Origin of the sequence: Spirillospora sp. NPDC052269, assembly GCF_040679435.1 — a bacterium.
Classification (GTDB): domain Bacteria; phylum Actinomycetota; class Actinomycetes; order Streptosporangiales; family Streptosporangiaceae; genus Spirillospora.
This window is the reverse complement of the sequence record NZ_JBFAUU010000003.1, coordinates 63,194-85,708: the sequence shown is the minus strand read 5'-3', so window position 1 is coordinate 85,708 and position 22,515 is coordinate 63,194. Positions and strand designations below refer to the sequence as shown.

The window sequence follows — 22,515 nt, the reverse complement described above, 5'->3', positions numbered from 1 at the left end:
CGCGCACCTTCGCCCGCGCGCCTCCCACCTCGCGCTTCCGCTCCGTGTGTTCCCCTCGTCGAGTTCTGCCATGGACGCGCCGCGGCTCTCCCGGCTAGCGTGCGGACGACCACACAAGATCGTTCTCGGGGGCGGAAAGGGAACGTCCATGCGCAGAACGCCCACGCGTCGAACCTCGCGAACCCGAGCGACGGCAGGCCGGCCACGCACCCGGATCCGGCGCGCCGCGCCGATCACGGCCGCGCTGACCGCCGCCCTGCTCGCCGCGACGCCGCTCGCCGCGGCCACCGCCTCCACCCGCGCCGCCACCCCCGCGCGCACGAGCCCCGCCCAGGGACGCGACCCGCACCTGATGAGACTCCTCGACTCCATGACGCTGCGGCAGAAGGTCGCCCAGCTGTTCGTCGTGCAGATCTACGGCATGTCCGCCGACACCACCGACCCCGCCGACGTCACCGCCAACCGCGCCCTCTACGGGCTCGACAACGCCGCCCAGCTCATCGCCCGCGACCAGCCCGGCGGCATCATCTACTACGGCAACAACGTCACCGGCCCCCAGCAGCTCGCCGGGTTCTCCAACGGCATCCAGCGCGCCGCGCACGCCGCCGGGCACGCGATCCCCGCGACCGTCGCGATCGACCAGGAGGGCGGCATCGTCGCCCGCGTCGGAGCGCCCGCCACCCAGCAGCCCGGCGCGATGGCCCTGGCCGCCGGACGGCGCCCCGCCGACGCCCGCGCGCTCGCCCGCATCACCGGCGCCGAACTGCGCGCCATCGGCGTCGACACCGACTACGCGCCCGACTCCGACGTCAACGTCAACCCCGCCAACCCGGTGATCGGCGTCCGGTCCTTCGGCTCCGACCCCGCCCTGGTCTCCCAGATGGTCACCGCGCAGCTCGGCGGCTACCGCTCGGCGAACATCACCGCCACCGCCAAGCACTTCCCCGGCCACGGCAACGCCGACACCGACAGCCACACCGGCGTCCCGATCATCCGGCACACCCGCGCCCAGTGGGAGAGCATCGACCTGCCTCCGTTCAAGGCCGCGATCGCCGCCGGAGCCGACTCGATCATGACCGGGCACCTGGTCGTGCCCGCCCTGGACCCCTCCGGCGACCCCGCCACCCTGTCCCACCCGATCGTCACCGGCATCCTGCGCGACCAGCTGCACTACCAGGGCCTGGTGATCACCGACGCGCTCGACATGCAGGGCGTGCGGGACAAGTACGGCGACGACCGGGTGCCCGTCCTCGCCCTCAAGGCCGGGGTGGACGTCCTGCTCAAGCCGCCCGCCGGGCAGTTCGCCACCCAGCTCGACGCCGTCGTGAACGCGGTGAGGAGCGGCGAACTGACCGAGGACCGCATCGACCGGTCCGTTTACCGCGTCCTCGCCCTCAAGCAGCGCCGCGGCCTGTTCACCGACCCCTACATCGACGAGTCCCGCGTCGGGAAGGTCGTCGGGACACCCGGCCACCTGGCGGCCGCGCGCCGCGCCACCGACCGCACCACCACCCTGGTCAAGAACGACCCGCAGCCCGGCGGCACCACCCTGCCGCTGGCTCCGGGACCGCGCAGCGTCTACGTGACCGGCTGGGGGACGAGTAGCACGGCGACCCTCGCCACCGAGATCGGCAAGTACGGCGCGACCGCCGACGCCCACGACACCGGTCTCAGCCCGACCCCCGCGACCATCGCCGCGGCCGTCGACGCGGCCCGAGGCCACGACCTCACCGTCGTCGTCACCAACAAGGCCTGGGACACCTCCACCGAGAAAGGCCACAACGGCCCCGGCCAGGCCGACCTGGTCAAGGCGCTGATCGCCACCGGCAAGCCCGTCGTGGTCCTGGCCGTCCGCGACGCCTACGACATCAACGCCTTCCCCACGGCGCCCGCCTACCTGGCCACCTTCTCCTACACCGCCGACGCCCTGCACGCGGCCGCCGCGACCCTGTTCGGCGCGAACCGGCCCCAGGGACGCCTGCCCGTCGCGATCCCCGTCGCCGGAAGCCCCGACCAGACCCTCTACCCCTTCGGACACGGCCTGGAATACCCCCGCAAATGACCCCGGACAAGTGACGCACACCACCACCAGGGGCCCGGCGCGGACGTCCACGCCGGGCCCCGCCCGTCACACACGGTGACGAGAATCATGTGCGGAGGTTGTGCCGAAACCGTGCCGCCCCGGCCTGTCAGGCCCTCCCACCTCGGCCGATGAGGCATGCTCGGAACATGCAGGTGCTCCGATCGGGGGGCGGGCACCTTCAGGGCCGCGCGACGCGGAACCTGGCGCTGCCGCTCCTGGCGATGCTCGTCGCCGTCGCCACCACACTCGACGTGATGGCGGGCGGTCTGCTCCGCCATGCCGACACCCGGCTGTTCGAGGACGGCCCGCCGACCCCCACCGGAGCCGAGTACTGGTTCTGGCGGACCCTCGTCAACGGCGGCCAATACTGGCTGGTCGGGACGATCGTCGGCCTCGCCGCGCTGCTCGCCGCCTGGCGCCGCCGCAGCCTCTGGACGGCCGTCCGCGCCGGGATCTGGCTGATCGGCACCGAGGCCGCCATCCGCGCCGCCCAGCTCGCCTTCGCCCGCACCCCGCCCCGCACCGGCGTCGACCAGCTGTACACCGACGGCTACCTGTCCTTCCCGTCCGGGCACGCCGCCAACTCCGCCGCCTGCCTCACCGTCGCCGCCGCGCTCCTGCACGCCTCCCGCCGCTGGTGGATCGCCGTGCACACCCTGATCGCCGCCGTGGCCGTCGCCGTCGTCACCCTCGGCTACCACTGGCCCACCGACGCCCTCGCCGGATGGGGCCTCGGCATCGTCCTCGGCTCGATCGGCCGCGCTTTCATCGGGCGCGGCTTCCGCCCCTTCGTCCCCGCCCCACGCGAACACCCCGCACAGGGGCCGGCCCCAGGCTCGAAGGACGGGCTCCAGGAGCGGTCAGCGAACGGCGCGGCCCAGTAGCCGCCGGGCCACCTGTCCCGTGACCGACGCCCTGGGCCAGGACGAAAAGTCGCCCTCAAGCGCCTCCGGCCTGGGAATCCCTCAGGCCAGGCCGCCGCATCGGCCTTCCCCTACCTCGGGTATACAGGGGAGTGGCCCATGCGACGCGAGGGCCCCACGACAGAGGGCCCGAGCCCCCGGGACACAGCGAGGAGTGGCTGACCGCATGGCCTTCAAACGCCCGGCGTTCCTGCCCAGCCTGGACGAACTGGAAGACCAGGCCCAGCGCCGCTCCGTCGAGGGCGCCACACCCAAGGGACAGTTCGACCACCCGACCGCCAAGTACATCTTCTTCGCCGGGCTCGTCCTGGTCGTGGTCGGCCACGCCGCGGGCGCCGTCCTGCTGTTCTTCTAGCCCGTCAGCTTCGCCGGGTCGGGGGCGAAGACGCCCATCCAGTGCGGACGCAGCCGGTAGTAGACCACGTCGTTCTCCCAGTCGAAGGCGTCCTCGCCGTAGAAGTCCTTGAAGTAGGCGAGCAGGGACGGCCAGTCCGCGGCGGGCTCGCCGCCCGCCGGGTTGAGGATCTCCACCGTGCCGTGCGTGAACACGCCCAGGTCCTCACCGCGCATGTGCGCGACGCTGGCGGCCGGGCGGGCCGCCAGATGACGGGCCTTGGCGGCATCACGGGCCGTCCCGAAATGCCACTTGCCGTGCAGGAAATGCCCGTCCGCCCCGGAGATCCGCGGCTCTCCCTTGGCCGTCACGGTCGAGAGCGCCAGGGTGCACATCCCGGTCAGGATGCCGGTGAGCTGCTCGGCGGTCAGCGTGCGCTCCGCGGTGATGATCGAGCGGAGATGCGAGCTGGAACGGGAGAGCGAGGCGTCCAGGAGGGCCTGCAGCTCTTCGAGCTCTTCCGGGGTTTCGCGCATGTGAGTTTCTCGTCCATCCGTAGGGTTCGGTCCGCGTCCTCCCATCGGCGCGGACCGGCGAAACCCATGCTCACCCCAAAGACTGACACCTTGTGTCAGGCAAATGTGGACATCGGCCGACAGTGGTGACGAGTGCCGGGCAGAAGTCAGGGGAGGGCGGCGGCCTGCCCGTCCCACTCGCGGCGCAGCATCGCGTAGACGAGCTCGCTCGCCCACTCGCCCTTGACGAACTCGTTCTCCGCCAGCAGCGCCTCGCGCCGCATCCCCAGCCGTTCCAGCACCCGCGCGGACGCGTCGTTGCGCGCGTCCAGCCGCCCGACCACCCGGTGCAGCCCCGCGTCCTCGAACGCCAGCCGCAGCACCGCCCGCGCCGCCTCCGTCGCGAACCCCTTGCCGTGGTAGGCCGGGTTGAAGATGTAGCCGATCTCGCCGCTGTGGTCCCGGCGGCTGCTCCACTGCAGGTTGACCTCGCCGATCACCTCGCCGCGCTCCCGCCACTCCACGGCCAGCGCCAGCCAGTCGCCCTCCCGGTCCCAACCGTCCGCCGCCTGCTTGTCCCGCAGGAACGACCGCGACTCCTCCACCGTCCGCGGCTCCCAGTACAGGAACCGGGCCACCTCCGGAAGCGACTGGTAGGCGTACAGCGCGTCGAGGTCCTCGTCGCGGAACGGCCGCAGGTCCAGGCGCTCGGTCCGGATCGGGTAAACGGGCTTCAACATCCGCCGATCCTATGGTCGCCGTTTCGGCGGCGCGACAGGGATTTCCCGATCATGCTCCCTACCCTCGGCCGCCGCTTCCAAGGCCCGGGAAGCGGCGGCCGAGGGCCCGGGCGTCAGCCCGTGGCGATCCAGTCCACGCGGTGCCCCTCGGTCGGGTCCGGCGTCTCCCACCGCCGGACGAGCCGGTCGATCACCGCGTCCGGGACCGGCGCGGAACGGGCCCGGTTGCGGGCGCGCAACACCTCCGGCGCGGCCTCCAGCGCCGCGACCTCCACCCGTCCCCGGTAGTCCGCGACCAGGCCGATCGCCTGCCCGCGCAGCTGCCTCGACACGTTCGTCGCGTTCCACACGAACGACTCGCCCGCCCGCAGGTGCACGCGCGCCCGCTCCTGCGCGGCCGCCGCCACCGGACGCTGGTCGCCGGTCGGCGCAACACCCATCTCCGCCCGCAGCGCGTCCAGGCTGACCACCGGCAGACCCGGACGGTTCGCCGCGATCCAGTGGTCCTTCCCGACCCCCGGCAGCCCCGACATGATCGTCACGGTGCCGCGCGTGTCGTCGAAGGCCGCCCAGTCCGGATCCCGGTCCGGACGGCGGAAGAACCAGAACCGCGCGTGATCGGACGGGAACTCGCGCGGCCCGTCCAGGCAGCGCTGCTCGGCGCAGTACTCCCGGTACAGCGCGATGTTCTCCAGCACCTCATCGGTGTCGCCGCAGATCCGGCCGAGGATGTCGGCGGTCGCCAGCAGCACCAGGTCGTCGTTGCGCGCCAACAGGCTCACCCGGAACGCGATCTGCCGCAGGTCGGGACGCTCCATCGCCCAGAACGGCACCTGGTGGTGCCGCACCAGCGCCGCCACGTGCTCGCGCCACGCGACCGGCGCGCCCAACTCCCACAGGATCCGCCGCACCATCAGGTCGCCCCGCCGCGAATGCCCGTGCGCGGTGATCGACCCGTCGTCCTCGTGCCGCGTGCAGTCCGGCTTGGCGATGTCGTGCATGAGGACGGTCGCGAACAACCGCTGCCGCTCGTCCTCCGGACGCGCCCGCCACTCCTGCGACGCGGCGAGCGCCTCGCACGCCATCCGCGTGTGCGTCGCGACGTCGCCCTCGGCGTGGTGGACCGCGTCCTGCGGCACCCCCTCCAGCCGCCGCACCCACGCGAACGCCTCGACGATCTCGTCCCACGGCACCGTCCAGGTCGGCGGCGCCGGGCACAGCTCAGCCCATACCGGCATACAGCACCTCCGGGTCCTCCAGGCCGTTGGCGACGATCGGACGGTCCTGCCAGTGCGTCCCCGCGTCCAGGATCGCCGTGAGGAAACTCGCCCGCACCCACTTGTAGCGGCCGACCGTCCGGCCGTCCTCCTCCACCTTCAGGTAGAGGCCCTCCATCTCGTCGGCGGAGTCGGTCTCGGCGACGACCCGATCCGGATCCGCGCCGGTCGCCGCCGCCGCGTCCCGCAGGGCCTTCCGCCAGTGCGGCGTCCGGCAGGTGGACGGACCGACCAGCGCCGTCAGCTCCTTCAGGTCCGACACCGGGCCCGTCCGCAGCACCGGCACCGACACGACCGGCGTCCCGTCCAGCAGCTCACGGCGTTTGTCGGTCGACAGGAACGTCCCGTCCCGCTGGTCGAGGACGTCGAACTCGCAGAAGTAGTGGGGGAGCGCGTCGTAGAAGACGGTGTGCTTGGCGTACATCCACTCCCCGTACATCACGTACCGGTCCTGCAACCGCGGCCACAACGCGTGCTGGACGGACGCGGCCCACGCCTTCAACGGCGCGAACTGGCGTTCACGCGGCCCGCCGGTCAGGTAGTGCCCGCGGCTCTGCAACAGCAGCTCACCGGAAGAGGAGAAGCTGATCCCGGCGTTCGCGCCGTCCAGCTTCTCCTCCACCACCAGGTACCGGCCCGCCACCTCGTCGAACGGCGCGGCCGACAGGTCATGGTCACCCGGCTGCAGCCGGGACCCCTGAAGGTGCCTGGTCCGCGGATACTTGCGCAACATGGAAATCTTTGTACCGGTGTGTTCGCATCCCGGCCAATCGGTTTTCGTTCCCCGCCGGTGCCGGCCGGAGCCCGTCAGAGGCGGATGAGGGCGGTACCGGCGAGCGCGGCCAGCCACAGCGCCGCGCTCACCCAGGCCAGCACGTGCAGCCCGCTCGCGAACGCCGCCCCGTGCAGCGGCGACCCCGCGACCGAGCCGAACACCGCCGCGCCGAGCGCCGTCCCGACCTGCCGCGCGGTGTTGTTGAACCCGCCCGCCAACCCCGCCAGCCCGGACGGCGCGGTCCGCATCGCCGCCGACACCGCCGCCGCCACGATCAGCCCGTCCCCGATCCCGATCGTCAGCAGCGTCGGGACCAGCACCGCGTACGAGGCGTGCGGACCGGCGAACAACAGCCCCGGAGCGCCCAGCAGCGCGACCACGATGCCCGCCCGGACCGGAAGCCGCGGCCCGAACCGCGCGTTGAGCGCGCCGCTCAACGGCGCCATCAGCACCAGCGGGACCGCCATCGGAAGCAGCATCACCCCGGCCGTCAGCGCCGACCGGCCCTGCACCTGCTGGAGCTGCAACGTCACCACGAAAAGCGTCCCGTTCGTGACCAGGTTCATCACCAGCGACGCCCCGTTCGCGCCGAGGAACGCCGGCACCCGCACCAGCCCGGACGGGAACAGCGGACGCGCCGCACGCCGCTCCACCAGGACCAGCACCACCGCCCCGGCGACCGCCAAGCCCGCCACCAGCAGCGCACCGGAACGATCACCGTGCCCGAGCCGGATCACCGCCCACACCAGCGCGCCGAGCGTCACCGGCGCGAGCGCCAGCCCCGCCGCGTCCAGCCGCTTCCGCTCCGCCGCGGAGGGCGGGTCCGGGGCGACCAGCAGCAGGACGCCCACGACCCCCGCCACGACGATCGGCACGTTCAGCAGGAAGATCCACCGCCAGCCGGGGCCGTCCACCAGCACGCCGCCGAGCAGCGGACCCGCGGGCAGCGCCGTCGACGACACCGCCGCCCACATCCCCAGCGCACGCGCCTGCTCCGCCGGGTCCGGGAACATCCGGGTCACCGCCGCCAGGCTGCCCGGCAGCAGCATCGCCGCGCCCGCGCCCTGCAACGCCCGCGCGGCGATCAACGCGCCCGGCCCGGACGCCAGCCCGCACGCCAGCGACGCCACACCGAACAGCACCAGCCCCGCCACCAGCATCCGCCGGTGCCCGAACCGGTCGCCGAGCGCGCCGCCGCCCAGCAGCAGGCCCGCGATCGCCACCGCGTACCCGTCGACCACGCCCTGCATCCCGGACAGGCCCGTGCCGAGCGCCCGGCCGATCCCGGGCAGCGTGACGTTGACGATCGTGACGTCCAGCAGCACCAGGAACATCCCGGCGCACACCACGGCCAGCGCGGCCCGCCGCCGCGCGGCCCCGGCGACCGCCCCGGTCGCAGGACGGATATCAGTAGGGGAGCTCATGCGCCCAGGGTCACCCACGGACGTTTCGCCGAACTTCGAAACGTCCCGTCCACCCGGGGCGCAAGACTCCCCACCTGCGCCTACGGCCCGCGACTCACGTCCCGCTTCCCGGACGAACCGGGCCAGCGGGCCGGGTCGGTGGGGCCGGGGCAGCGGGCCGGGTCGGTGGGCTCGGGTCAGCGGAGTTCGACCATCAGCTTCTCCGGGGCGCGGGTGAGCAGGCCGCCGTACCGCGGACGGAAACCGTCCGCCCAGCGCATGCGCGGGAACGCCGTCAGCAGCGCCCGGATCCCGACCTCCGCCTCGGCGCGCGCCAGCTGCGAACCGAGACAGAAGTGCCGGCCCGCGCCGAACGCCAGGTGCCCGGCCGCCGCCGTGAACTGCCGGTCCGGATCGTCGGCCAGCCGGGACGGATCGAACCGGTCCGGGTCGGGGAACCGCTCGGGGTCGCGGCCCGCCGCTCCGACCAGGCACGCGACCGTCGCGCCGCCCGGCACCCGCCCCCCGGACGGCAGGTCCACCGCCTCCTCGGTCTGCCGCAGCACCACCTGCACCGGCGGATCCCGGCGCAGCGTCTCCACCCACGCAGCCGCCAGCCCGTCCGGCGCGGCCCGCAGCTCGGCCAGCCGCTCCGGATGGTCCAGGAGGTTCGCCAGCAGCGACCGCATCCCCTTGTCGGTGCTCTCGCCCCCCGCGCCCAGCAGCATCCCGCAGAAGCCCAGCACCATGTCGTCCGGCAGCGGGGATCCCTCCACCTCCGCCGTGCACAGCACCGACAGCAGGTCCCGCCCGGGCGCGATCCGCCGCCGCGCCACGTACGGGGCCAGGTAGGCGTACAGCTCGTCCCGGGCGGACATGCCGCGCTCCAGCGTCGCCGGGTCCTGCCGGTAGTTGCTCAGGTAGGAGAAGCCCGCCTGGTACCAGTCCTGGAACAGCGGCGCGTCCGCCACCGGCAGCCCGAGCGCCGTCACCACCACGGTGATCGGCAGGCGGTGGCAGAACCCGCCGACCAGGTCCACCGCGCGCTCGCCGCGCTGGACGCGCGCGGTCAGGTCGTCCACCAGGTCGTTGGTCGTGCGCTCGACCGCCGCTCGGAGCCACGTCAGCGCCCGCCCCCGGAACGCCGGGGTCAGGAACGACCGGTGCGCCGCGTGCTCACGGCCCTCCATCTGCAGGACCGTCCGGCCGAACATCGGCGCGAGCTGCCAGCCGTAGTTCCGGGAGGTGAACCGGGGGTCCGACAACCCGACCCGCACATCGGCGTACCGGCTGATCAGCCAGGCGTCGAGCGGCTCGTCCCGGACGACCGGGAACTCCTCGCGCAGCCGCCGGTACAGCGGGTACGGGTCGCGCTCGAACTCCGGCCACAGCAGGCTCGGCGGCGTCCGCGACGGATCGACGATCTCCGAGCCGGACGACCCGCCCCCGCGCGCCAGGCCCGCCTGCCCCAACGCCTCCGCGTCGCGCGCGGCGCCCGGACCCGACACCGCCGCGGCGGCGGCGGACGCGGCGGTGCGCGGACGGTAGCGTGGCACCGACCGATGCCAGTCCAGCGACGCCCGCATCGCGCGGCGCAGCCGGTCGGCGAGGCGTCCCGCGTCGCGCGCGCCGCGCGGCAGCCCGCGCCGGAGGATCTGGAAGTCGGCGGCGCGGTCCGCGATCAGCGTCCGGGCCTGGTCCACCGCCTCCTGGAGCGTTCCAGCCCTTCCCTCGCTGAGCAGCAGCAACACCAGGTTGGCGGGTTCCCCGAACGCCAGGTCCTTCTCCACCGAGAACAGGTCGTTCGTCCAGGAGATGACGTCGGCGGCGGCCGCGCGCAGCCCCGCCGTCACCCGGTCGTCCGGCGGCGCGATCCCGTCCACCGCCTCGAACAGGTCGAAGAACACGTCCGCGCCGAACAGGTCCCGGCGCAGCCCGACGTACGCAGGCAGCCGCATCGACCACTCCGTCGCGCGGTGCTCCACCATCGCGCACTGTGCGGACAGGTGCCGCGACAGGTGCCCGGCGAACCTGGCCTGCCACGCCGGACCCGCCAGCACCGACGTCCGCGGCCACAGGTCCTCGGCCAGCGCCACCAGCATCGGATCGGACGGACGCCCCGAGTCCGCCTCGGCCCGCAGGACCGACAACGCCGACGCGGCGAAGTCCACCAGCACCCCGTCGCGCGCCCACGGGCCGTCGTCCACCCGGTCGTCCAGCAGCAGCACCCACAGGAACCACGCCAGCAGCACCTCGGCCCGCTCGCCCTCCGCCCGTCCCGTCAGCGCGATGCCGAGGTCCAGCAGCCGGGACGACTCCAGCCGCGCCCGCCCGCGCGGCCCGACGAGCCCCCGCTCCTCCGCCCACCCGCACACCCCGGCCCGCAACCGGTCGGCGTCGGCCCGCCGCACCGGACCGGGGAAGGGCAGGGAGATCTCCGGGATCCGGAACCCGGTCACCGCGCCCCCCGCGCCGCCCGCCGCAGTGCCCGCCGCCGTCTCCACCGTCATCCGCGTCCCCGTCCAATCGCCCTCTGGGTCGTGTCCACGCCGCGGCCCGGCGGGCCCGCGCGTCGCGGTGCGCCCTGCCGGGCCGTGCAGCGGCGCGGAGTCCCGGTGGCCTCGGCACCGGGCCCGCACGCATCGTGTTCCGATCCTGCCGATCCGAAGCCCGCGGGACATGCGGTTTGACTGGGATTTGCCGTCCCGATTCCGGCTCCGTCACCAACCCCGCCGCCCGTCCTTCCGCCCGCCTGGAAGGGGCTCCGCGGACGTCCCGATCAAGGAGGTGGGCGCGGGCGGCGGTCCGGGCCGCTTTGGGACGGTCTGGTGCCGCCCCGAGGCCTTGTGGAGGCCGCCCGGACGCCGCATCGGCGGTCTGCGCCCGCCGATGCGGTAGAGTCGCTGCCGCGAAGGGGAGTAGCCCTGCGAACCGGTCGTCGACACACTGGAGCCTCACGCTCCCGGTGGCCGGGTCCGCCTCAGGCGGACGGGCGAGACCTTCGATCCCTTTTTGTTGATGACCAGACGCGTCGTCGGCCGGGATCGAGGTCTCCGTGGACGCCCCAGAGCGGCCCCCCGGCCTCGGCCCCCGGCGACGCGGGAGGAGCGGGTACCGGACGTGTGGCATTTCGTCCTTCTGATCGCCTGTGCTGTGGCGATCTATCTGTCGTGTGAGTGGTTCGTCAACGCCGTCGAATGGCTGGGCCACCGCCTGAACGTGGGCAAGATGGCGGTCGGCACCGTCCTGGCCGCCTTCGGCACCGCGCTCCCCGAGTCGGTGGTGACCCTCGTCGCCGTGACCACCGGGGAGGGCGAGTCCAAGGACATCGGCGTCGGCGCCGCCATGGGCGGGCCCCTGGCCCTGGCGACCGTCGCCTACGCCGTCACCGGCGTCGCCCTGCTGTGGACGCGCCGCTCCCGCGCCCGCGCGCAGCTGGCCTCGGCGGTCCCGCCGGGGACCGCGGCCACCGGCGCGGACGGCGCGCCGGGACGTCCGGCGGGCGACGCCTCGGAGGTCCTCACCGACCCCGCCGAGGCCGCGCGCCTGGCCAAGGACCAGCGCTGGTTCCTCGCGGTGTTCGTGTTCAAGGTCGGCCTGGGCCTGGTCGCCTTCGCCTTCAAGCCCTGGCTCGGCGTGGTGTTCTTCGCCGTGTACGCCGTCTACTTCTGGCGCGAGATGAGCGGCGGCGACGATGACGCGGGCGCCGTCGCCGAGATCGATCTCGAGCCGCTGAAGCTGCAGCCGCGCCGGGAGGTCCCGGCGGGCTGGGCGGTCGCGGTGCAGACCCTCGCCACCCTCACCGTGATCTTCTTCGCGTCCCAGCTGTTCGTGCACCAGCTCGACGCGATCGGCCCGACGCTGGGGCTGCCCGCCGCGGTCACCGCGCTGCTGCTGTCCCCGGTCGCCACCGAACTCCCCGAGATCATGAACGCGGTGATCTGGGTCCGGCAGGGCAAGACCAGCCTCGCCCTGGCCAACATCTCCGGCGCGATGATGATCCAGGCGACCGTCCCGTCCGGGCTCGGCCTGCTGTTCACCCCGTGGAAGTTCGACACCGCCCTGATCTGGTCGGGCGCGATGACCATGGTCGCGATCGTCTACCTGCTCGCGACCATGCGCGCCCACAAGCTGACCCCCGTCCGCCTCGCCTGGACCGGCGTCCTCTACCTCGTGTTCGCCGCGGGCCTGGTCGTCATCCTCTGATCACCGTGACGCCGATGACGTCGACGGGACGTCATCGGCGTCACGTCCGCAGGCGTCGGGCACGGGGAGGGCCGTCCGGGGGACGGTCAGAGCCAGCCGCGGTCGTCGGCGACGCGCAGGGCCTCCATGCGGTTCTGGGCGCCGGTCTTGGCGATCGCCGCGGACAGGTAGTTGCGGACCGTTCCCTCCGACAGGAACAGCTTGCCCGCGATCTCGGCGACGCTCGCGCCCGAGCGGGACGCGTTCAGCACGTCCCGCTCCCGCGCGGTCAGCGGGGACGCGCCCGCCGCGAGCGTCGCGGCCGCCAGCGCCGGATCCACCACCCGCTCGCCCCGCACCACCCGGCGGATCGCGTCCGCGAGCGCCTCGGCCGGGGCGTCCTTCACCACGAACCCGACCGCGCCCGCCTCCATCGCCCGGCGCAGGTACCCGGCCCGTCCGAACGTGGTGAGGATGACGACCCGGCAGTCCGGGACGCGTCCGGCCAGCACCGCCGCCGCCGCGAGGCCGTCCAGACCGGGCATCTCGACGTCCAGGAGCGCCACGTCCGGACGCTCCAACTCCGCCGCCGCGACGACCTCGTCCCCGCGCCCGACCTGCGCGACGACCTCGAAGTCGTCCTCCAGATCCAGCAGCGCCGCGAGGGCCGAGCGGATCAGCGCCTGGTCGTCGGCGAGCAGCAGCCGGATCGTCATGACGCGACGTCCGGGGCGGGGGTCGTGTCCGGGGCGGGGGACGCGCCGACCGTGACGCGCAGGCGCCAGCCGCGCGGGGTCACCGGTCCGGACTCCACCACGCCGCCCGCGGCCGCGACCCGTTCGCGCAGCCCGGTCAGGCCGTTGCCCGGGACCGCCGCGCCGCCCGCACCGTCGTCCACGATCTCCACCTCCGCCGCCGACAGGGTGACCGTACAGCGGGTCGCGCGCGCGTGCCGCACCACGTTGGTGAGCCCTTCCCGGACGACCCAGCCGAACAGCTCCCGGTGCGCGGCGTCCACGACGTCCACGGCGGACGGCAGATCGGCGGTGACACCGACGGCGCGCAGCATCTCCCGGCCGCGCGCCAGCTCACCCGGCAGCGTCACCTCGCGGTAGCCCGACACCGCGGCGCGGACCTCGCCGAGCGCCTGCCGGGACAGCAGCTCCACCTCGTGGATCTCCGCGGCCGCGCGTTCCGCGCCGCCCTCGGCCAGCCGCCGCGCCAGGTTGCTCTTCACCGTGATCGCGGTGAGCGAGTGCCCGAGCAGGTCGTGCAGGTCGCGCGCGATGCGGTTCCGCTCGGCCTCGGACGCCAGCCGGGCCACCTCGGCACGCGCCTCCACCAGCGCCACGTTCGCGTCCGCGAGCTCGGCGTACCCGCGCACGACCAGCGCCGTGAACACCACCATCACCGCCTCCAGCCAGCCGGGTCCGGTGTGCCAGGGCCGCACCGCCCACGGCACCAGCAGCGTCATCGCGGCCGCCGCGACCAGGACGGGAGGCAGGCGGCGCGGCAGCGTCAGCGCCACGAACGACACGATCACCGCGAGGAGGTAGAAGCCCAGGGTCCGGGCGAACGGCAGCTGCGCCACGAAGAGGACGAACATCCCCGCCAGCAGGAACCACAAACGGCGGCGGAAACGCCGCGCGAACGCCACGGCCGCCATCGCGTAAAGGCCGCAGAAAGCGAGCGCGATCGTGTATCCGGCGAACGCGGCGGCGCCTTCCGAGAACTGCGTCACGCCGATCATCGAAACGAACGGGTAAACGAACATTCCGGCGGCGAGCATCGCCCGCCGCCAGCCGCCGGCCCAGCGAAGCGGGTCGCCTCCCGGCGACCCGCCCTGCACTGGCGCGTTCACGGCCTTTTCCATGGCCCGCACGCTAACACCACCGTCGTCCCTCACCGCGCCCGCCGGTCATCGGGAGAAGCCGGCCCGCAGGGCCCGGCCGCTCGAGATCACGACCACGCCCAGCAGGAGCAGCCCGCAGACGCCCTGCTCGATCCGCATCCAGACCGGGAACATGCCCGGCAGGGAAACGATCACGACGATCGCGACCAGCATGACCGCCGACAGGATCCGCAGCCGCCGGAACGCTCCCCGCGAGCCGCGCGCGGCGCGCAGCGTCAGCGCGAACAGGACCAGCGAGCTGGCCGCGACGATGCTGATGCGGACCCACACCGGCGTCGTCACCGAGGAGGAGTTCCGGTAGGCGACCAGACCCGCGAGGGTGAGGACACTGATGACGGCGTAAACGCCGACGAGGGCCTTGATCCGACGGAATGTCGCCGCGTGGTTCGAGCCGTCCGCCATTTCTTTCGCGGTTCCCGCTGCCTTGTTCGTCATGGCTTCATGGTGCTTCCGGCGGCCCCGGCCGGCCCAGTGAGTTCGCCCATCACCCGTCCATGACATTTGTCATGGGCTACCGCGTCGCTGCGTCGCGGCGCTCGTAACGCTTTCGGGCGAGAGCGTGTGCGAGGCGCAGCAGATCGAGCACCGTCGCGCCGGTGTTCGGCCCGGGGTTCACCACGGCCAGCCAGCCGAGCGAGCCGTAGACGGGATGGACGATCAGGGTGTCGGGCGTGCCGGGATCGACGTCGTCGGGCGCGGCGTCGCGGGGTGCGTCCCCGGTGTCGCGTGGTGCGTGCCCGGTTCGGCGGACGAACTCGTCCCGGCCCACGGCGATGTTCACACGGAAGGTGTCGGGACGGTTCAGGCGGGACGTCTGGTCCTCCGGGTAGTCCTTGGTCACGATCGTCGCGAACGGCTGGGTCGTCGTCGGGACGGTCCCGTCGGGGGAGTGGTAGAAGAACGCGTCGCCCCACGCGATCTCCGGCGTGCCGTCCCCGGGCGCCGGGCGGAGCGTCAGGACGCCGTCGAGGCCGTCCACGAAGGCGATGATCTCATCCTTGGTCATGCCTTCAAGCGTTACATTGAAGTGCTTGTGGAGGCTTGACCTGGAAAACGGGAGCTCGGGGCATGGCAGGTCTCAACTCATGGACGCTGCGGACCGGCGCCGTCGCGGAGCTCGCGGGCTACTCCGTGCAGCAGATCCGCAACCTGGAGCGCGACGGCGTCCTGCCGCCCGCGGCGCGCACGGCCTCCGGCTACCGCTGCCACGGAGAGGTCCACGTGCGGTCGGCGCTGGCCTACCGTGCGCTCGCCGCCGCGGTGGGGCCGGTCGACGCGAAGGAGATCGTCCGGGCCGTCCACCGGGCTCCGCTCTCGCACATGCTCGCGCTGCTGGACGCCGCGCACGCCCGCCTCGACACCGAACGCACCGCCCTGCGGGCCGCCCGGGACGCCGTCCAGGCGATCTCCGGCGAGCCGATCGCGGACGTCCGGGCCTCGGACGCGATGACCGTCTCCGGACTGGCCGCCGCCCTGGGCGTCCGGCCCTCGACGCTGCGGCACTGGGACGCGGAGGGCCTCGTCGTCCCCGACCGCGTCGCCGGGGCCCGGCGGTACAGCCCGTCCCAGGTCAGGGACGCGCGGATCGTCCAGCAGCTCCGCGCGGCCGGATACCGCGTCGGCCCGCTCCGCGAGCTCATGCCCGCCCTGCGCGGCGGCCGCCGCCTGGAGGACGTCGCGTCCGCGCTGAACGCCCGGGACGCCGACGTCACGTCCCGCTCCAGGGCCCTGCTGGACGGAGCCGCCGCCCTCAACGCCGTCCTCGACGCCGCGACCCCGACCGTTCCAGGATCGGACGCCGAGAACTGTTGATCAAGAGAGCCTTGCCCAGGTAGAAGTGCTGATCGAGCCGAAACACAACCGAAGGGGCAGCATGATCCTGGTGACCGGCGCGACCGGAAATGTGGGCCGCGAAGTCGTCCGCGCCCTGGCGGCCGCGGGCGCGGGCGTCCGTGCGATGGTCCGCGACCGCGCTCCCGCCGACCTCCCGGCGGACGTCCAGCAGGTGAAAGCCGACCTGAACGATCCCACCACGTTCGGCCGGGCGGTCGACCAGGCGAAGGGCCTGTTCCTTCTGCCGGGGTACGACCACACCCCGGAACTGCTGGCCGAGGCCAAGGCCGCCGGTGTCGAACACGTGGTCCTTCTCTCGGGCTCGTCGGCCGGGCTGGGCGACCTGACGAACGCCGTCACCCGCTACATGTCCGAGTCGGAGCACCTCGTGCGCGCGTGCGGACTGGCCTGGACGATCCTGCGCCCGAGCGCCTTCATGTCGAACACCCTGCAGTGGGTCCCGCAGCTGTCCAGCGGGGACGTCGTCCGTGCGCCGTTCGCCGGCGTCCCGGTCGCGAACATCGACCCGGCCGACATCGGAGCCGTCGCTGCGGCGGCCTTCCTCGAGGACGGCCACCGGGAACGCCTCCACCGCCTGACCGGGCCCGAGCCGCTGCTCCCCGCCGACCGGCTCCGCATCCTGGCCGAAGCCCTCGGCCGCGACCTGCGCTTCGAGGCGCAGCCGGACGACGAAGCCCACACCGAGATGTCCGCGTCCATGCCGTCCGAGTACGTCGACGCCTTCTTCGACTTCTACGTCAAGGGATCGCTGGACGAATCCGAGGTCAACACGACCGTCGAAGACGTCACCGGCCGCCCTGCCCGCACCTTCACCCAATGGGCGTCCGCCCACACCGGAGCCTTCGGACGCCTCTGACTCCGGACCGGGGACGGCGGCTTCGGGCCGTCCCCGCCGCCTGCGTCCGGTGGGCTCAGGCGACGGCCCGTCCGGATCGGGGAGCGTCGCGCCGCAGGTCGTCCAGGCGCGCGGCGAGCCGGTCGTGCACCACGGCCAGCTCGTTGATGCGCCGCCGCAGCAGGGCGAGTCGCTGCTCGAAGACCTCGGCCTTCGGGCCGGACTCGGCGCAGACGTGCTCACCGAGCAGGTCGTCGCCGAGACACTCCCCGAGCGACCGCAGGTCCTCACTGGTCAGCCCGGACGCCATCAGCAACCGGATGTTGTCCACCACGCGCTCGGCCTCGGGGCCGTACTCGCGGTACCCGTTCGCCGACCGCCGCGAACGCAGCAGGCACTGTTCCTCGTAGTAGCGCAGCGCCCGCGTCGTCGTGCCCGTCGCGCGCGCCAGCTCCCCGATCCGCATGCCGCCGCCTCCCTCCCCGCCACACGAGATCAACGTCGTGCCACGAGATCAACGTCGTGCGACGCGTTCATCATCCCAGGTCGGCAGGACGGCAGCGGATCGGCGATGCCCCGCCACCGCGACGCCCAGACCCAGCGCGGCCACGACCGCGCCCGCCACCGGCGTCCAGCGCAGGCCCGGACCGGCGTCGATGACGCGTCCGCCGAGCCAGCCGCCGAGCGCGATGCCCAGGTTGAACGCCGAGCTCTGCAACGTGAGCGCCAGCGTCCGCGCCCGGCTGGACGCCACCTCGATCATGCGGGTGTTCACCGCCGGGATCACCGCGTTGTACGCCGCGCCGAACAGCAGCAGGAACGCCGTCGCCCCGGCCCGTTGCCCGGCCAGCAGGCCGAGTCCCAGCAGCGACACCGCCAGGGCGGCCATGCCCGCGACGATGGAACCGGTCACCGACCGGTCGGCGAGCCGTCCTCCGGCCAGGCCGCCCACGGTCCCGCCGACCCCGAACAGCAGCAGCAGGACGGTCACCGCCGTGGAGCCGAAACCGGAGACCTCGCTCAACAACGGCGTCACGAACGTGTAGGCGGTGAACGCTCCGGCCGCGCCCAGCGCCGTCACCGCGATGACCGCCTGGACGCGCCGGTCGGCCAGCACCCGCAGTTCGGCCGCACGCCCCTCGGATCCGTCCGGCGCCGTGTCCGGGACGATCGGTGCGACCAAGGCCAGCGCCACCGCCGCGAGCGCCGCCACCGCCCAGAACGTCGCCCGCCAGCCCAGCCAGTGCCCGAGCGCCGTGCCGAGCGGCAGCCCGGCGATCATCGCGAGACTGAGCCCCAACGACACCCGCGCCACCGCCGAGCCCTGCCGTCCCGGCGGCGCGACGTCGGCCGCCACCCCGAAGAACAACGGCATCAGCGCCGCGTGCGCGAGCGCCGCCGCGATCCGTCCGGCCGCCAGCAGGGCGAACGACGAGGCCACCGCGGCCACCGCGTTCCCCGCGACGAACACCAGCATCAGCGCGACGAGCATCCGCCTGCGCCGCACCCGCCCCGCCATCAGCGAGAGCAGCGGACCACCCACCACCACGGTCGCGGCGAACACGCTCATCAGCAGGCCCGCGGTGGCCAGCGACACGCCCACCGACCGGGCGATCTCCGGCAGCAGCCCGGCAATCATGATCTCCCCGGTCCCGAAGGTGAACGCGCACAGCGTCAGCACCGCGAGGGCCCGGGAGTGACTCCTACTTCCCATGCCGCCCACCCTCGACCTTCACCCTGGCGTGAAGGTCAAGCCGGACGAGATCTCAGGCGAGCAGGCCGGGCGGTGCGCGTCCGGCAGCCGAAACCGGCCAGGTCCGTGAAGACGGCACGAACGTAGGCTCGTCCCGTGAGCGGTCGTAGGCCTCCGCGCTGGGGTCATGGCGGGAGCCTAGAAGCCGCATGCTTCGACGGCTGTCGAAGCATGCAGGTGGTCGAGTTGTGTGGTCGGCCGGGTCAGTTCGGCTGGGGCGGTGGGGCGGCCTCGCGCGCGGTCAGCTGCTCCTGAAGGTTCTGGGCGCGGACCTCGGCGGTCACGGCGCGTTCGCGGAGACGGTCGGCGTCCGCGCGGGCGGTGTCGCGTTCGGCGATGAGGGCCTGCATGCGCGCCTGCAGTTGGAGCAGCTCCTGCCGGGTCTCGCCGGCGGCCTGCTGCTGGACGGTGAGCTGGCCGCGCAGCTGGTCGGCGGCCTGTTCGGCCCGGTCGGCGCGGGCGGACTCGGCGGTCGTCGCGCGCTCGGCCGCCGCGACCAGCTGGCCGGACTGATGCTCGGCGGCGGCGATGCGCTGGGCGGCCTCTCGGCTGATCCTCTCCACGCTGTCGACGGCGGCGCGTACTTCGGCGCGGGATTCCGCCAGCTCGGCCCGGCAGCCGGTGAGCTCCTCCTGCAGGACGTGGCGGGCCGTGCGCTCCTCGGTCAACTGCGCGGCGGTCTGATCGAGTCGTTCGGCGAGGGAGGCCTCGGCCTGCTTGGCCAGCTGCGCCGTCCGCTCGGCAGCGTCCCGCGCCTGCTGATGCGCCGCGACGGTCTCGGCCGCCTGCCGCTGCGTCTGCGCGGCCTGCTCCCGGACGGCCCGGGTCTCGTCCTCGGCGGCTCGCCGCGCCTCCTCAGCCCGCTTGACCTGGGCCGCCGCCTGGACGGCACGCTCCTCGGCCTCCGTGACCTGTTCCTCGGCGGCGGCGACCCGCTGCCCGGCCTCGGCCACGTCCTCGCGGGCGGCGAGCACCTCCTGCCGCGCGTTCTGCTCGATGCCGCCCAACGCCGCGAGGACACCGTTCAGGCTGGCGGCCAGCTCGGTCATCACCGGCGCCGACTCCTCGGCGACCGCGACGACCAGGGCCAGCGGGTCGGCGATGGCCGAGGCCAGGCGCGTGTCCCGTTCGGCGGCGGCCTGCTCCTTGCAGGTGGCGGGCGGCGGACAGTACAGGCGTCGCCGCCCGCCCTTGCCCTTGCCGTCGCTGCGGCGGGCGGGTGTGGGCAGCGCCCGCCGGCACACCTTGCAGCGCCCGTGCGGGGCCTCCTCGTCCTCCGGTACCGGCTCGACCTGCCGGTCCACCACGTCGCCCCGCGCCTCAACCATGCCGGAACCCTAACAGCGGGCGTTCCGCCGACCACGAAACGAAGGACCCAGTGCGCTCGAAGGCGGCGGCGGGTGGCGTCGGCTGGGACACTTGGTACGCCTCGCGGTTGTCGTGAAGTCTGTGGCGCTCATCGGACGGGAGCCTTCTGCGGGGTGTCCAACGCCAACACGCCTACAGGTGACAACCAGGAGTTGTGGATGGAGCTCGACCTCGGTGCCGTCCGGGCCTTCCTCGCCGTCGTCGACGTCGGGCACTTCACCGGGGCCGCCGACGACCTGGAGATGACCCAGCAGGCCGTGTCCAAGCGGATCGCCCGGCTGGAGGCGGACCTGGGCGTTCCGTTGCTGACCCGCTCCCGCGGCGGCGCCAGGCCGACCGAGGACGGCGCCGCGTTCCTTCCGCAGGCCAGGGCGCTGATCGGGCTCGCCGACCAGGCGACCGCGATGTTCCGCGTCCGCCGCCGCGCCCTGCGCGTCGACGTGCTGGCCCGCGCGGCCGCGCCGGTCGACATCGTCCGCGACTTCTACGACGCCGGGGACGCCGACGTCGACATGGTCGTGTCCCGCAGCACCGTCCCGCGGTGGACGGCGCTCTCCGACGGTTCGATCGACGCGGCGTTCGGCCGCGTCACCGGGTCGCTCCCGCCGGGGATCGAGCGCGTCCCGGCCTGCCTGGAGCCGATCCCCGTCCTGGTCGGCCGCCGCCATCCGCTGGCCCGGCGCAGGCGCGTGCCGATGAGGGAACTCGCGGGCCTGACGGCGTGGATGCCCGGGAACACGCGCGACAGCGAGTGGGCCGACTACTACGACCTGCTCAGCGCGGAGTTCGGCGTCCGGATCGACACGTCCGGGCCGGCCTTCGGCGCCGCCCACATCATGGAGAGGATCGCCGCCTCGGCGGAGCTGGTCACGTTCGCCAGCGAGACGCAGCTGACCGGCCACCCGGACATCGTCCACATCCCGATCACCGATCCCACGCCGGTCTATCCCTGGTCGCTCATGTGGCACCGGACGAACCGCCACCCGGAGCTGCCGCGGCTCGTCGCCCACGTGCGGGAGAACCAGCGGGCCCTGTCCACGTGCGACCAGTGGATGCCCGCCCCCGACCGTCCCTTCTTCTCGGGCCTCTGACCCGGGACGGCCCGCCCGGGACGGCGGGCGGGAGGGGCTTGACACCCGGATCCCACCGTCCCGGTGACCGCCTCAGGCGGTGCTGCGCCTGGCGTCGACGTTGCCGGTGATCGTGTTGAGGATGCCGGGGAGCCCGGCCACGGTCTCGGCCGGCATCCCGGCCACGCTCTCCTCGGCCAGGTCGCACCAGAGCGCCTTGACCTGGTCGGCGAGCGCGCGGCCGCTGTCGGTGAGCTCGACGACGCTGGCGCGCTTGTCGTCGGGGGACGGCGCGCGGCGGACGTGCCCGGCCGCCTCCAGCTTGCGGGTCATGAGCGTGACGCTGGGGGGCTCGACGCCGAGCGCGTCGCTGAGCTTGGCCTGGATCATCGGGCCCGTCCGGTCGAGCTCGAGCAGGAGCGCCTCCTGGCCCGGGTGCAGGCCGAGGGGGGTGAGCAGCGTCGCGGTCCTGGCCCGGTGCCGCAGGCTCAGCCGCCGGATGGCCTGGTTGATGCCGTCCGCCTGATCGAAGTCCATGAGCGTCTCCTTGACAAGATGGTTACGGGCATAACTATTATGCGGCTAACGTTATGCGCCTAAGCAATACTACGTGACCAACGAGGAGCCCCCATGAGCGTCAAGATCGCCGTCGTCTACTACAGCGCGACCGGAGCGGTGCACGCCCTCGCCGAGGCGCTGGCCGAAGGAGCCCGCGCCGCCGGCGCCGAGGTGCGGCTGCGCCGCGCCGCCGAGCTGGCCCCCGACACCGCCATCGACCAGAACCCGCACTGGCGGCGGCACGCCGACGCCACCTCGGACGTCGAGGTGGCCACGGTGGACGACCTGGCCTGGGCGGACGCCATGGCGTTCGGAACGCCGACCCGCTTCGGCACCCCCGCCGCGCAGCTCAAGCAGTTCATCGACCAGGCGGGCGGCCTGTGGCACGAGGGCGGCCTGGCCGACAAGCCGGTGACGGCGTTCACCTCCGCCTACAACCGGCACGGCGGCAGCGAGGCCACGCTCCTCTCACTCGCCAACGTCTTCTACCACTGGGGCGCGCTGATCGTCCCGCCCGGCTACACCGACCAGATCGTCTACGCCGCCGGCGGCAACCCCTACGGCGCGTCCGCGGTGACCGGCCCGTCCGGGGACGACCTCCAGCCCGCGGTGCTCGACGCGGCGCGGTACCAGGGGTGGCGGCTGGCCCGCACCGCGATCCGGCTGAAGGCCGGCGCCGACCTCACCGGCGGCGACATGGCCTACGACGCGTCCGCCGGGACGGCCGAGACCGTCAAGGACGTCGAGGACGTCGAGGACGTCGGGTCCGAGAAGACTCCCCAGGGCGCGTGACCCGCGACGTCGCCGCGAGTCTTCGTCCGGTTTCTCCCTCTCACTCCGTGGTGGGGGGGGGGGCGGCCCCCCCCCCCCCCCCCCCACACAAGCGGAGAGGAGGCGTCCCCATGGGTGCCCACAGTCAACACCCACCGT

The 22,515-nt window shown here is 73.4% G+C and carries 22 protein-coding genes; 8 read left to right on the top strand and 14 right to left on the bottom strand.

The features are described 5' to 3' along the window. Window positions 1-148 precede the first annotated feature (148 nt). The 3 genes from AB0L06_RS06915 to AB0L06_RS06905 all read left to right on the top strand — a co-directional run bounded on the left by AB0L06_RS06915 (window position 149) and on the right by AB0L06_RS06905 (window position 3,361). Complete coding sequence (locus tag AB0L06_RS06915; RefSeq protein ID WP_500229975.1) at window positions 149-2,062, top strand: glycoside hydrolase family 3 protein; 1,914 nt, start codon at window positions 149-151, stop codon at window positions 2,060-2,062. A gap of 167 nt (window positions 2,063-2,229) precedes the next feature. After that, a complete protein-coding gene (locus AB0L06_RS06910) occupies window positions 2,230-2,967 on the top strand; it encodes a phosphatase PAP2 family protein (protein WP_500229974.1) in 738 nt (245 codons plus the stop codon). 205 nt (window positions 2,968-3,172) lie between these two features. Then, on the top strand, window positions 3,173-3,361 hold the full coding sequence (locus tag AB0L06_RS06905; protein ID WP_500229973.1) for a hypothetical protein: 189 nt from the start codon (window positions 3,173-3,175) through the stop codon (window positions 3,359-3,361). Here AB0L06_RS06905 and AB0L06_RS06900 read toward each other — a convergent pair. The 6 genes from AB0L06_RS06900 to AB0L06_RS06875 all read right to left on the bottom strand — a co-directional run bounded on the left by AB0L06_RS06900 (window position 3,358) and on the right by AB0L06_RS06875 (window position 10,560). After that, window positions 3,358-3,876, bottom strand: coding sequence for a pyridoxamine 5'-phosphate oxidase family protein (locus AB0L06_RS06900; RefSeq protein ID WP_500229972.1), 519 nt, complete (start codon window positions 3,874-3,876; stop codon window positions 3,358-3,360). The two genes, AB0L06_RS06905 and AB0L06_RS06900, sit on opposite strands and share 4 nt — an antisense overlap. A 146-nt stretch (window positions 3,877-4,022) precedes the next feature. Continuing rightward, entirely contained in the window at window positions 4,023-4,595 is a 573-nt protein-coding gene (locus AB0L06_RS06895; RefSeq protein ID WP_500229971.1) for a GNAT family N-acetyltransferase, read from the bottom strand. Window positions 4,596-4,708: 113 nt separating this feature from the next. Continuing rightward, window positions 4,709-5,833, bottom strand: a complete 1,125-nt coding sequence (locus AB0L06_RS06890) for an AAA family ATPase (RefSeq protein WP_500229970.1) — start codon at window positions 5,831-5,833, stop codon at window positions 4,709-4,711. Continuing rightward, window positions 5,817-6,605 (bottom strand): RNA ligase family protein, encoded by a 789-nt coding sequence (locus tag AB0L06_RS06885; RefSeq protein ID WP_500229969.1) that lies wholly within the window; start codon window positions 6,603-6,605, stop codon window positions 5,817-5,819. Before AB0L06_RS06885 ends, AB0L06_RS06890 begins: the two co-directional genes overlap by 17 nt. A 74-nt stretch (window positions 6,606-6,679) precedes the next feature. Further along, window positions 6,680-8,071, bottom strand: coding sequence for an MFS transporter (locus AB0L06_RS06880; RefSeq protein WP_500229968.1), 1,392 nt, complete (start codon window positions 8,069-8,071; stop codon window positions 6,680-6,682). Between the two features lie 176 nt (window positions 8,072-8,247). Beyond that, window positions 8,248-10,560 (bottom strand): cytochrome P450, encoded by a 2,313-nt coding sequence (locus tag AB0L06_RS06875; RefSeq protein ID WP_500229967.1) that lies wholly within the window; start codon window positions 10,558-10,560, stop codon window positions 8,248-8,250. Between the two features lie 508 nt (window positions 10,561-11,068). Between AB0L06_RS06875 and AB0L06_RS06870 the strand changes: the two genes are divergently transcribed. Next, the gene (locus AB0L06_RS06870; RefSeq protein ID WP_500229966.1) at window positions 11,069-12,256 is read left to right on the top strand and encodes a sodium:calcium antiporter; all 1,188 of its coding nucleotides are present in this window, start codon (window positions 11,069-11,071) and stop codon (window positions 12,254-12,256) included. Window positions 12,257-12,342: 86 nt separating this feature from the next. On the opposite strand, the gene AB0L06_RS06865 is transcribed toward AB0L06_RS06870, so the two are convergent. From AB0L06_RS06865 to AB0L06_RS06850, 4 genes are all read right to left on the bottom strand, one after another. Then, window positions 12,343-12,951 carry a response regulator transcription factor gene (locus AB0L06_RS06865; RefSeq protein WP_500229965.1) on the bottom strand — a complete coding sequence of 203 codons (609 nt, stop codon included), beginning with the start codon at window positions 12,949-12,951 and terminating at the stop codon, window positions 12,343-12,345. Continuing rightward, on the bottom strand, window positions 12,948-14,108 hold the full coding sequence (locus tag AB0L06_RS06860; RefSeq protein WP_500229964.1) for a sensor histidine kinase: 1,161 nt from the start codon (window positions 14,106-14,108) through the stop codon (window positions 12,948-12,950). Before AB0L06_RS06860 ends, AB0L06_RS06865 begins: the two co-directional genes overlap by 4 nt. 45 nt (window positions 14,109-14,153) lie before the next feature. After that, entirely contained in the window at window positions 14,154-14,582 is a 429-nt protein-coding gene (locus AB0L06_RS06855; RefSeq protein WP_500229963.1) for a hypothetical protein, read from the bottom strand. A 76-nt stretch (window positions 14,583-14,658) separates the two neighbouring features. After that, window positions 14,659-15,153, bottom strand: coding sequence for a DUF6194 family protein (locus AB0L06_RS06850; RefSeq protein WP_500229962.1), 495 nt, complete (start codon window positions 15,151-15,153; stop codon window positions 14,659-14,661). A gap of 62 nt (window positions 15,154-15,215) precedes the next feature. On the opposite strand from AB0L06_RS06850, the gene AB0L06_RS06845 reads away from it, so the two are divergent. Further along, window positions 15,216-15,959: a MerR family transcriptional regulator gene (locus tag AB0L06_RS06845; RefSeq protein WP_500229961.1), complete on the top strand. Its 744-nt coding sequence runs from the start codon at window positions 15,216-15,218 to the stop codon at window positions 15,957-15,959. A gap of 61 nt (window positions 15,960-16,020) precedes the next feature. After that, the gene (locus tag AB0L06_RS06840) at window positions 16,021-16,857 is read left to right on the top strand and encodes an NAD(P)H-binding protein (protein WP_500229960.1); all 837 of its coding nucleotides are present in this window, start codon (window positions 16,021-16,023) and stop codon (window positions 16,855-16,857) included. A gap of 55 nt (window positions 16,858-16,912) precedes the next feature. Here AB0L06_RS06840 and AB0L06_RS06835 read toward each other — a convergent pair whose 3' ends face one another. The 3 genes from AB0L06_RS06835 to AB0L06_RS06825 form a co-directional block, all read right to left on the bottom strand. After that, window positions 16,913-17,302 (bottom strand): MerR family transcriptional regulator, encoded by a 390-nt coding sequence (locus tag AB0L06_RS06835; protein ID WP_500229959.1) that lies wholly within the window; start codon window positions 17,300-17,302, stop codon window positions 16,913-16,915. Window positions 17,303-17,350: 48 nt separating this feature from the next. Further along, complete coding sequence (locus tag AB0L06_RS06830) at window positions 17,351-18,550, bottom strand: MFS transporter (protein WP_500229958.1); 1,200 nt, start codon at window positions 18,548-18,550, stop codon at window positions 17,351-17,353. A gap of 242 nt (window positions 18,551-18,792) precedes the next feature. Further along, window positions 18,793-19,917 (bottom strand): hypothetical protein, encoded by a 1,125-nt coding sequence (locus tag AB0L06_RS06825; RefSeq protein ID WP_500229957.1) that lies wholly within the window; start codon window positions 19,915-19,917, stop codon window positions 18,793-18,795. Between the two features lie 153 nt (window positions 19,918-20,070). Between AB0L06_RS06825 and AB0L06_RS06820 the strand changes: the two genes are divergently transcribed. Continuing rightward, a complete protein-coding gene (locus tag AB0L06_RS06820; RefSeq protein ID WP_500229956.1) occupies window positions 20,071-21,048 on the top strand; it encodes a LysR family transcriptional regulator in 978 nt (325 codons plus the stop codon). A 72-nt stretch (window positions 21,049-21,120) separates the two neighbouring features. On the opposite strand, the gene AB0L06_RS06815 is transcribed toward AB0L06_RS06820, so the two are convergent. Continuing rightward, a complete protein-coding gene (locus tag AB0L06_RS06815; RefSeq protein WP_500229955.1) occupies window positions 21,121-21,564 on the bottom strand; it encodes a MarR family winged helix-turn-helix transcriptional regulator in 444 nt (147 codons plus the stop codon). A gap of 93 nt (window positions 21,565-21,657) precedes the next feature. Between AB0L06_RS06815 and wrbA the strand changes: the two genes are divergently transcribed. After that, on the top strand, window positions 21,658-22,377 hold the full coding sequence (gene wrbA, locus AB0L06_RS06810; protein ID WP_500229954.1) for an NAD(P)H:quinone oxidoreductase: 720 nt from the start codon (window positions 21,658-21,660) through the stop codon (window positions 22,375-22,377). Window positions 22,378-22,515 lie beyond the last annotated feature (138 nt).

Coding starts and splice junctions, on each gene's coding strand:
- AB0L06_RS06915 (WP_500229975.1), top strand. CDS start 149: ATGCGCAGAACGCCCACGCGTCGAACCTCGCGAACCCGAGCGACGGCA.
- AB0L06_RS06910 (WP_500229974.1), top strand. CDS start 2,230: ATGCAGGTGCTCCGATCGGGGGGCGGGCACCTTCAGGGCCGCGCGACG.
- AB0L06_RS06905 (WP_500229973.1), top strand. CDS start 3,173: ATGGCCTTCAAACGCCCGGCGTTCCTGCCCAGCCTGGACGAACTGGAA.
- AB0L06_RS06900 (WP_500229972.1), bottom strand. CDS start 3,876: ATGCGCGAAACCCCGGAAGAGCTCGAAGAGCTGCAGGCCCTCCTGGAC.
- AB0L06_RS06895 (WP_500229971.1), bottom strand. CDS start 4,595: ATGTTGAAGCCCGTTTACCCGATCCGGACCGAGCGCCTGGACCTGCGG.
- AB0L06_RS06890 (WP_500229970.1), bottom strand. CDS start 5,833: ATGCCGGTATGGGCTGAGCTGTGCCCGGCGCCGCCGACCTGGACGGTG.
- AB0L06_RS06885 (WP_500229969.1), bottom strand. CDS start 6,605: ATGTTGCGCAAGTATCCGCGGACCAGGCACCTTCAGGGGTCCCGGCTG.
- AB0L06_RS06880 (WP_500229968.1), bottom strand. CDS start 8,071: ATGAGCTCCCCTACTGATATCCGTCCTGCGACCGGGGCGGTCGCCGGG.
- AB0L06_RS06875 (WP_500229967.1), bottom strand. CDS start 10,560: ATGACGGTGGAGACGGCGGCGGGCACTGCGGCGGGCGGCGCGGGGGGC.
- AB0L06_RS06870 (WP_500229966.1), top strand. CDS start 11,069: ATGACCAGACGCGTCGTCGGCCGGGATCGAGGTCTCCGTGGACGCCCC.
- AB0L06_RS06865 (WP_500229965.1), bottom strand. CDS start 12,951: ATGACGATCCGGCTGCTGCTCGCCGACGACCAGGCGCTGATCCGCTCG.
- AB0L06_RS06860 (WP_500229964.1), bottom strand. CDS start 14,108: ATGGAAAAGGCCGTGAACGCGCCAGTGCAGGGCGGGTCGCCGGGAGGC.
- AB0L06_RS06855 (WP_500229963.1), bottom strand. CDS start 14,582: ATGACGAACAAGGCAGCGGGAACCGCGAAAGAAATGGCGGACGGCTCG.
- AB0L06_RS06850 (WP_500229962.1), bottom strand. CDS start 15,153: ATGACCAAGGATGAGATCATCGCCTTCGTGGACGGCCTCGACGGCGTC.
- AB0L06_RS06845 (WP_500229961.1), top strand. CDS start 15,216: ATGGCAGGTCTCAACTCATGGACGCTGCGGACCGGCGCCGTCGCGGAG.
- AB0L06_RS06840 (WP_500229960.1), top strand. CDS start 16,021: ATGATCCTGGTGACCGGCGCGACCGGAAATGTGGGCCGCGAAGTCGTC.
- AB0L06_RS06835 (WP_500229959.1), bottom strand. CDS start 17,302: ATGCGGATCGGGGAGCTGGCGCGCGCGACGGGCACGACGACGCGGGCG.
- AB0L06_RS06830 (WP_500229958.1), bottom strand. CDS start 18,550: ATGGGAAGTAGGAGTCACTCCCGGGCCCTCGCGGTGCTGACGCTGTGC.
- AB0L06_RS06825 (WP_500229957.1), bottom strand. CDS start 19,917: ATGGTTGAGGCGCGGGGCGACGTGGTGGACCGGCAGGTCGAGCCGGTA.
- AB0L06_RS06815 (WP_500229955.1), bottom strand. CDS start 21,564: ATGGACTTCGATCAGGCGGACGGCATCAACCAGGCCATCCGGCGGCTG.
- wrbA (WP_500229954.1), top strand. CDS start 21,658: ATGAGCGTCAAGATCGCCGTCGTCTACTACAGCGCGACCGGAGCGGTG.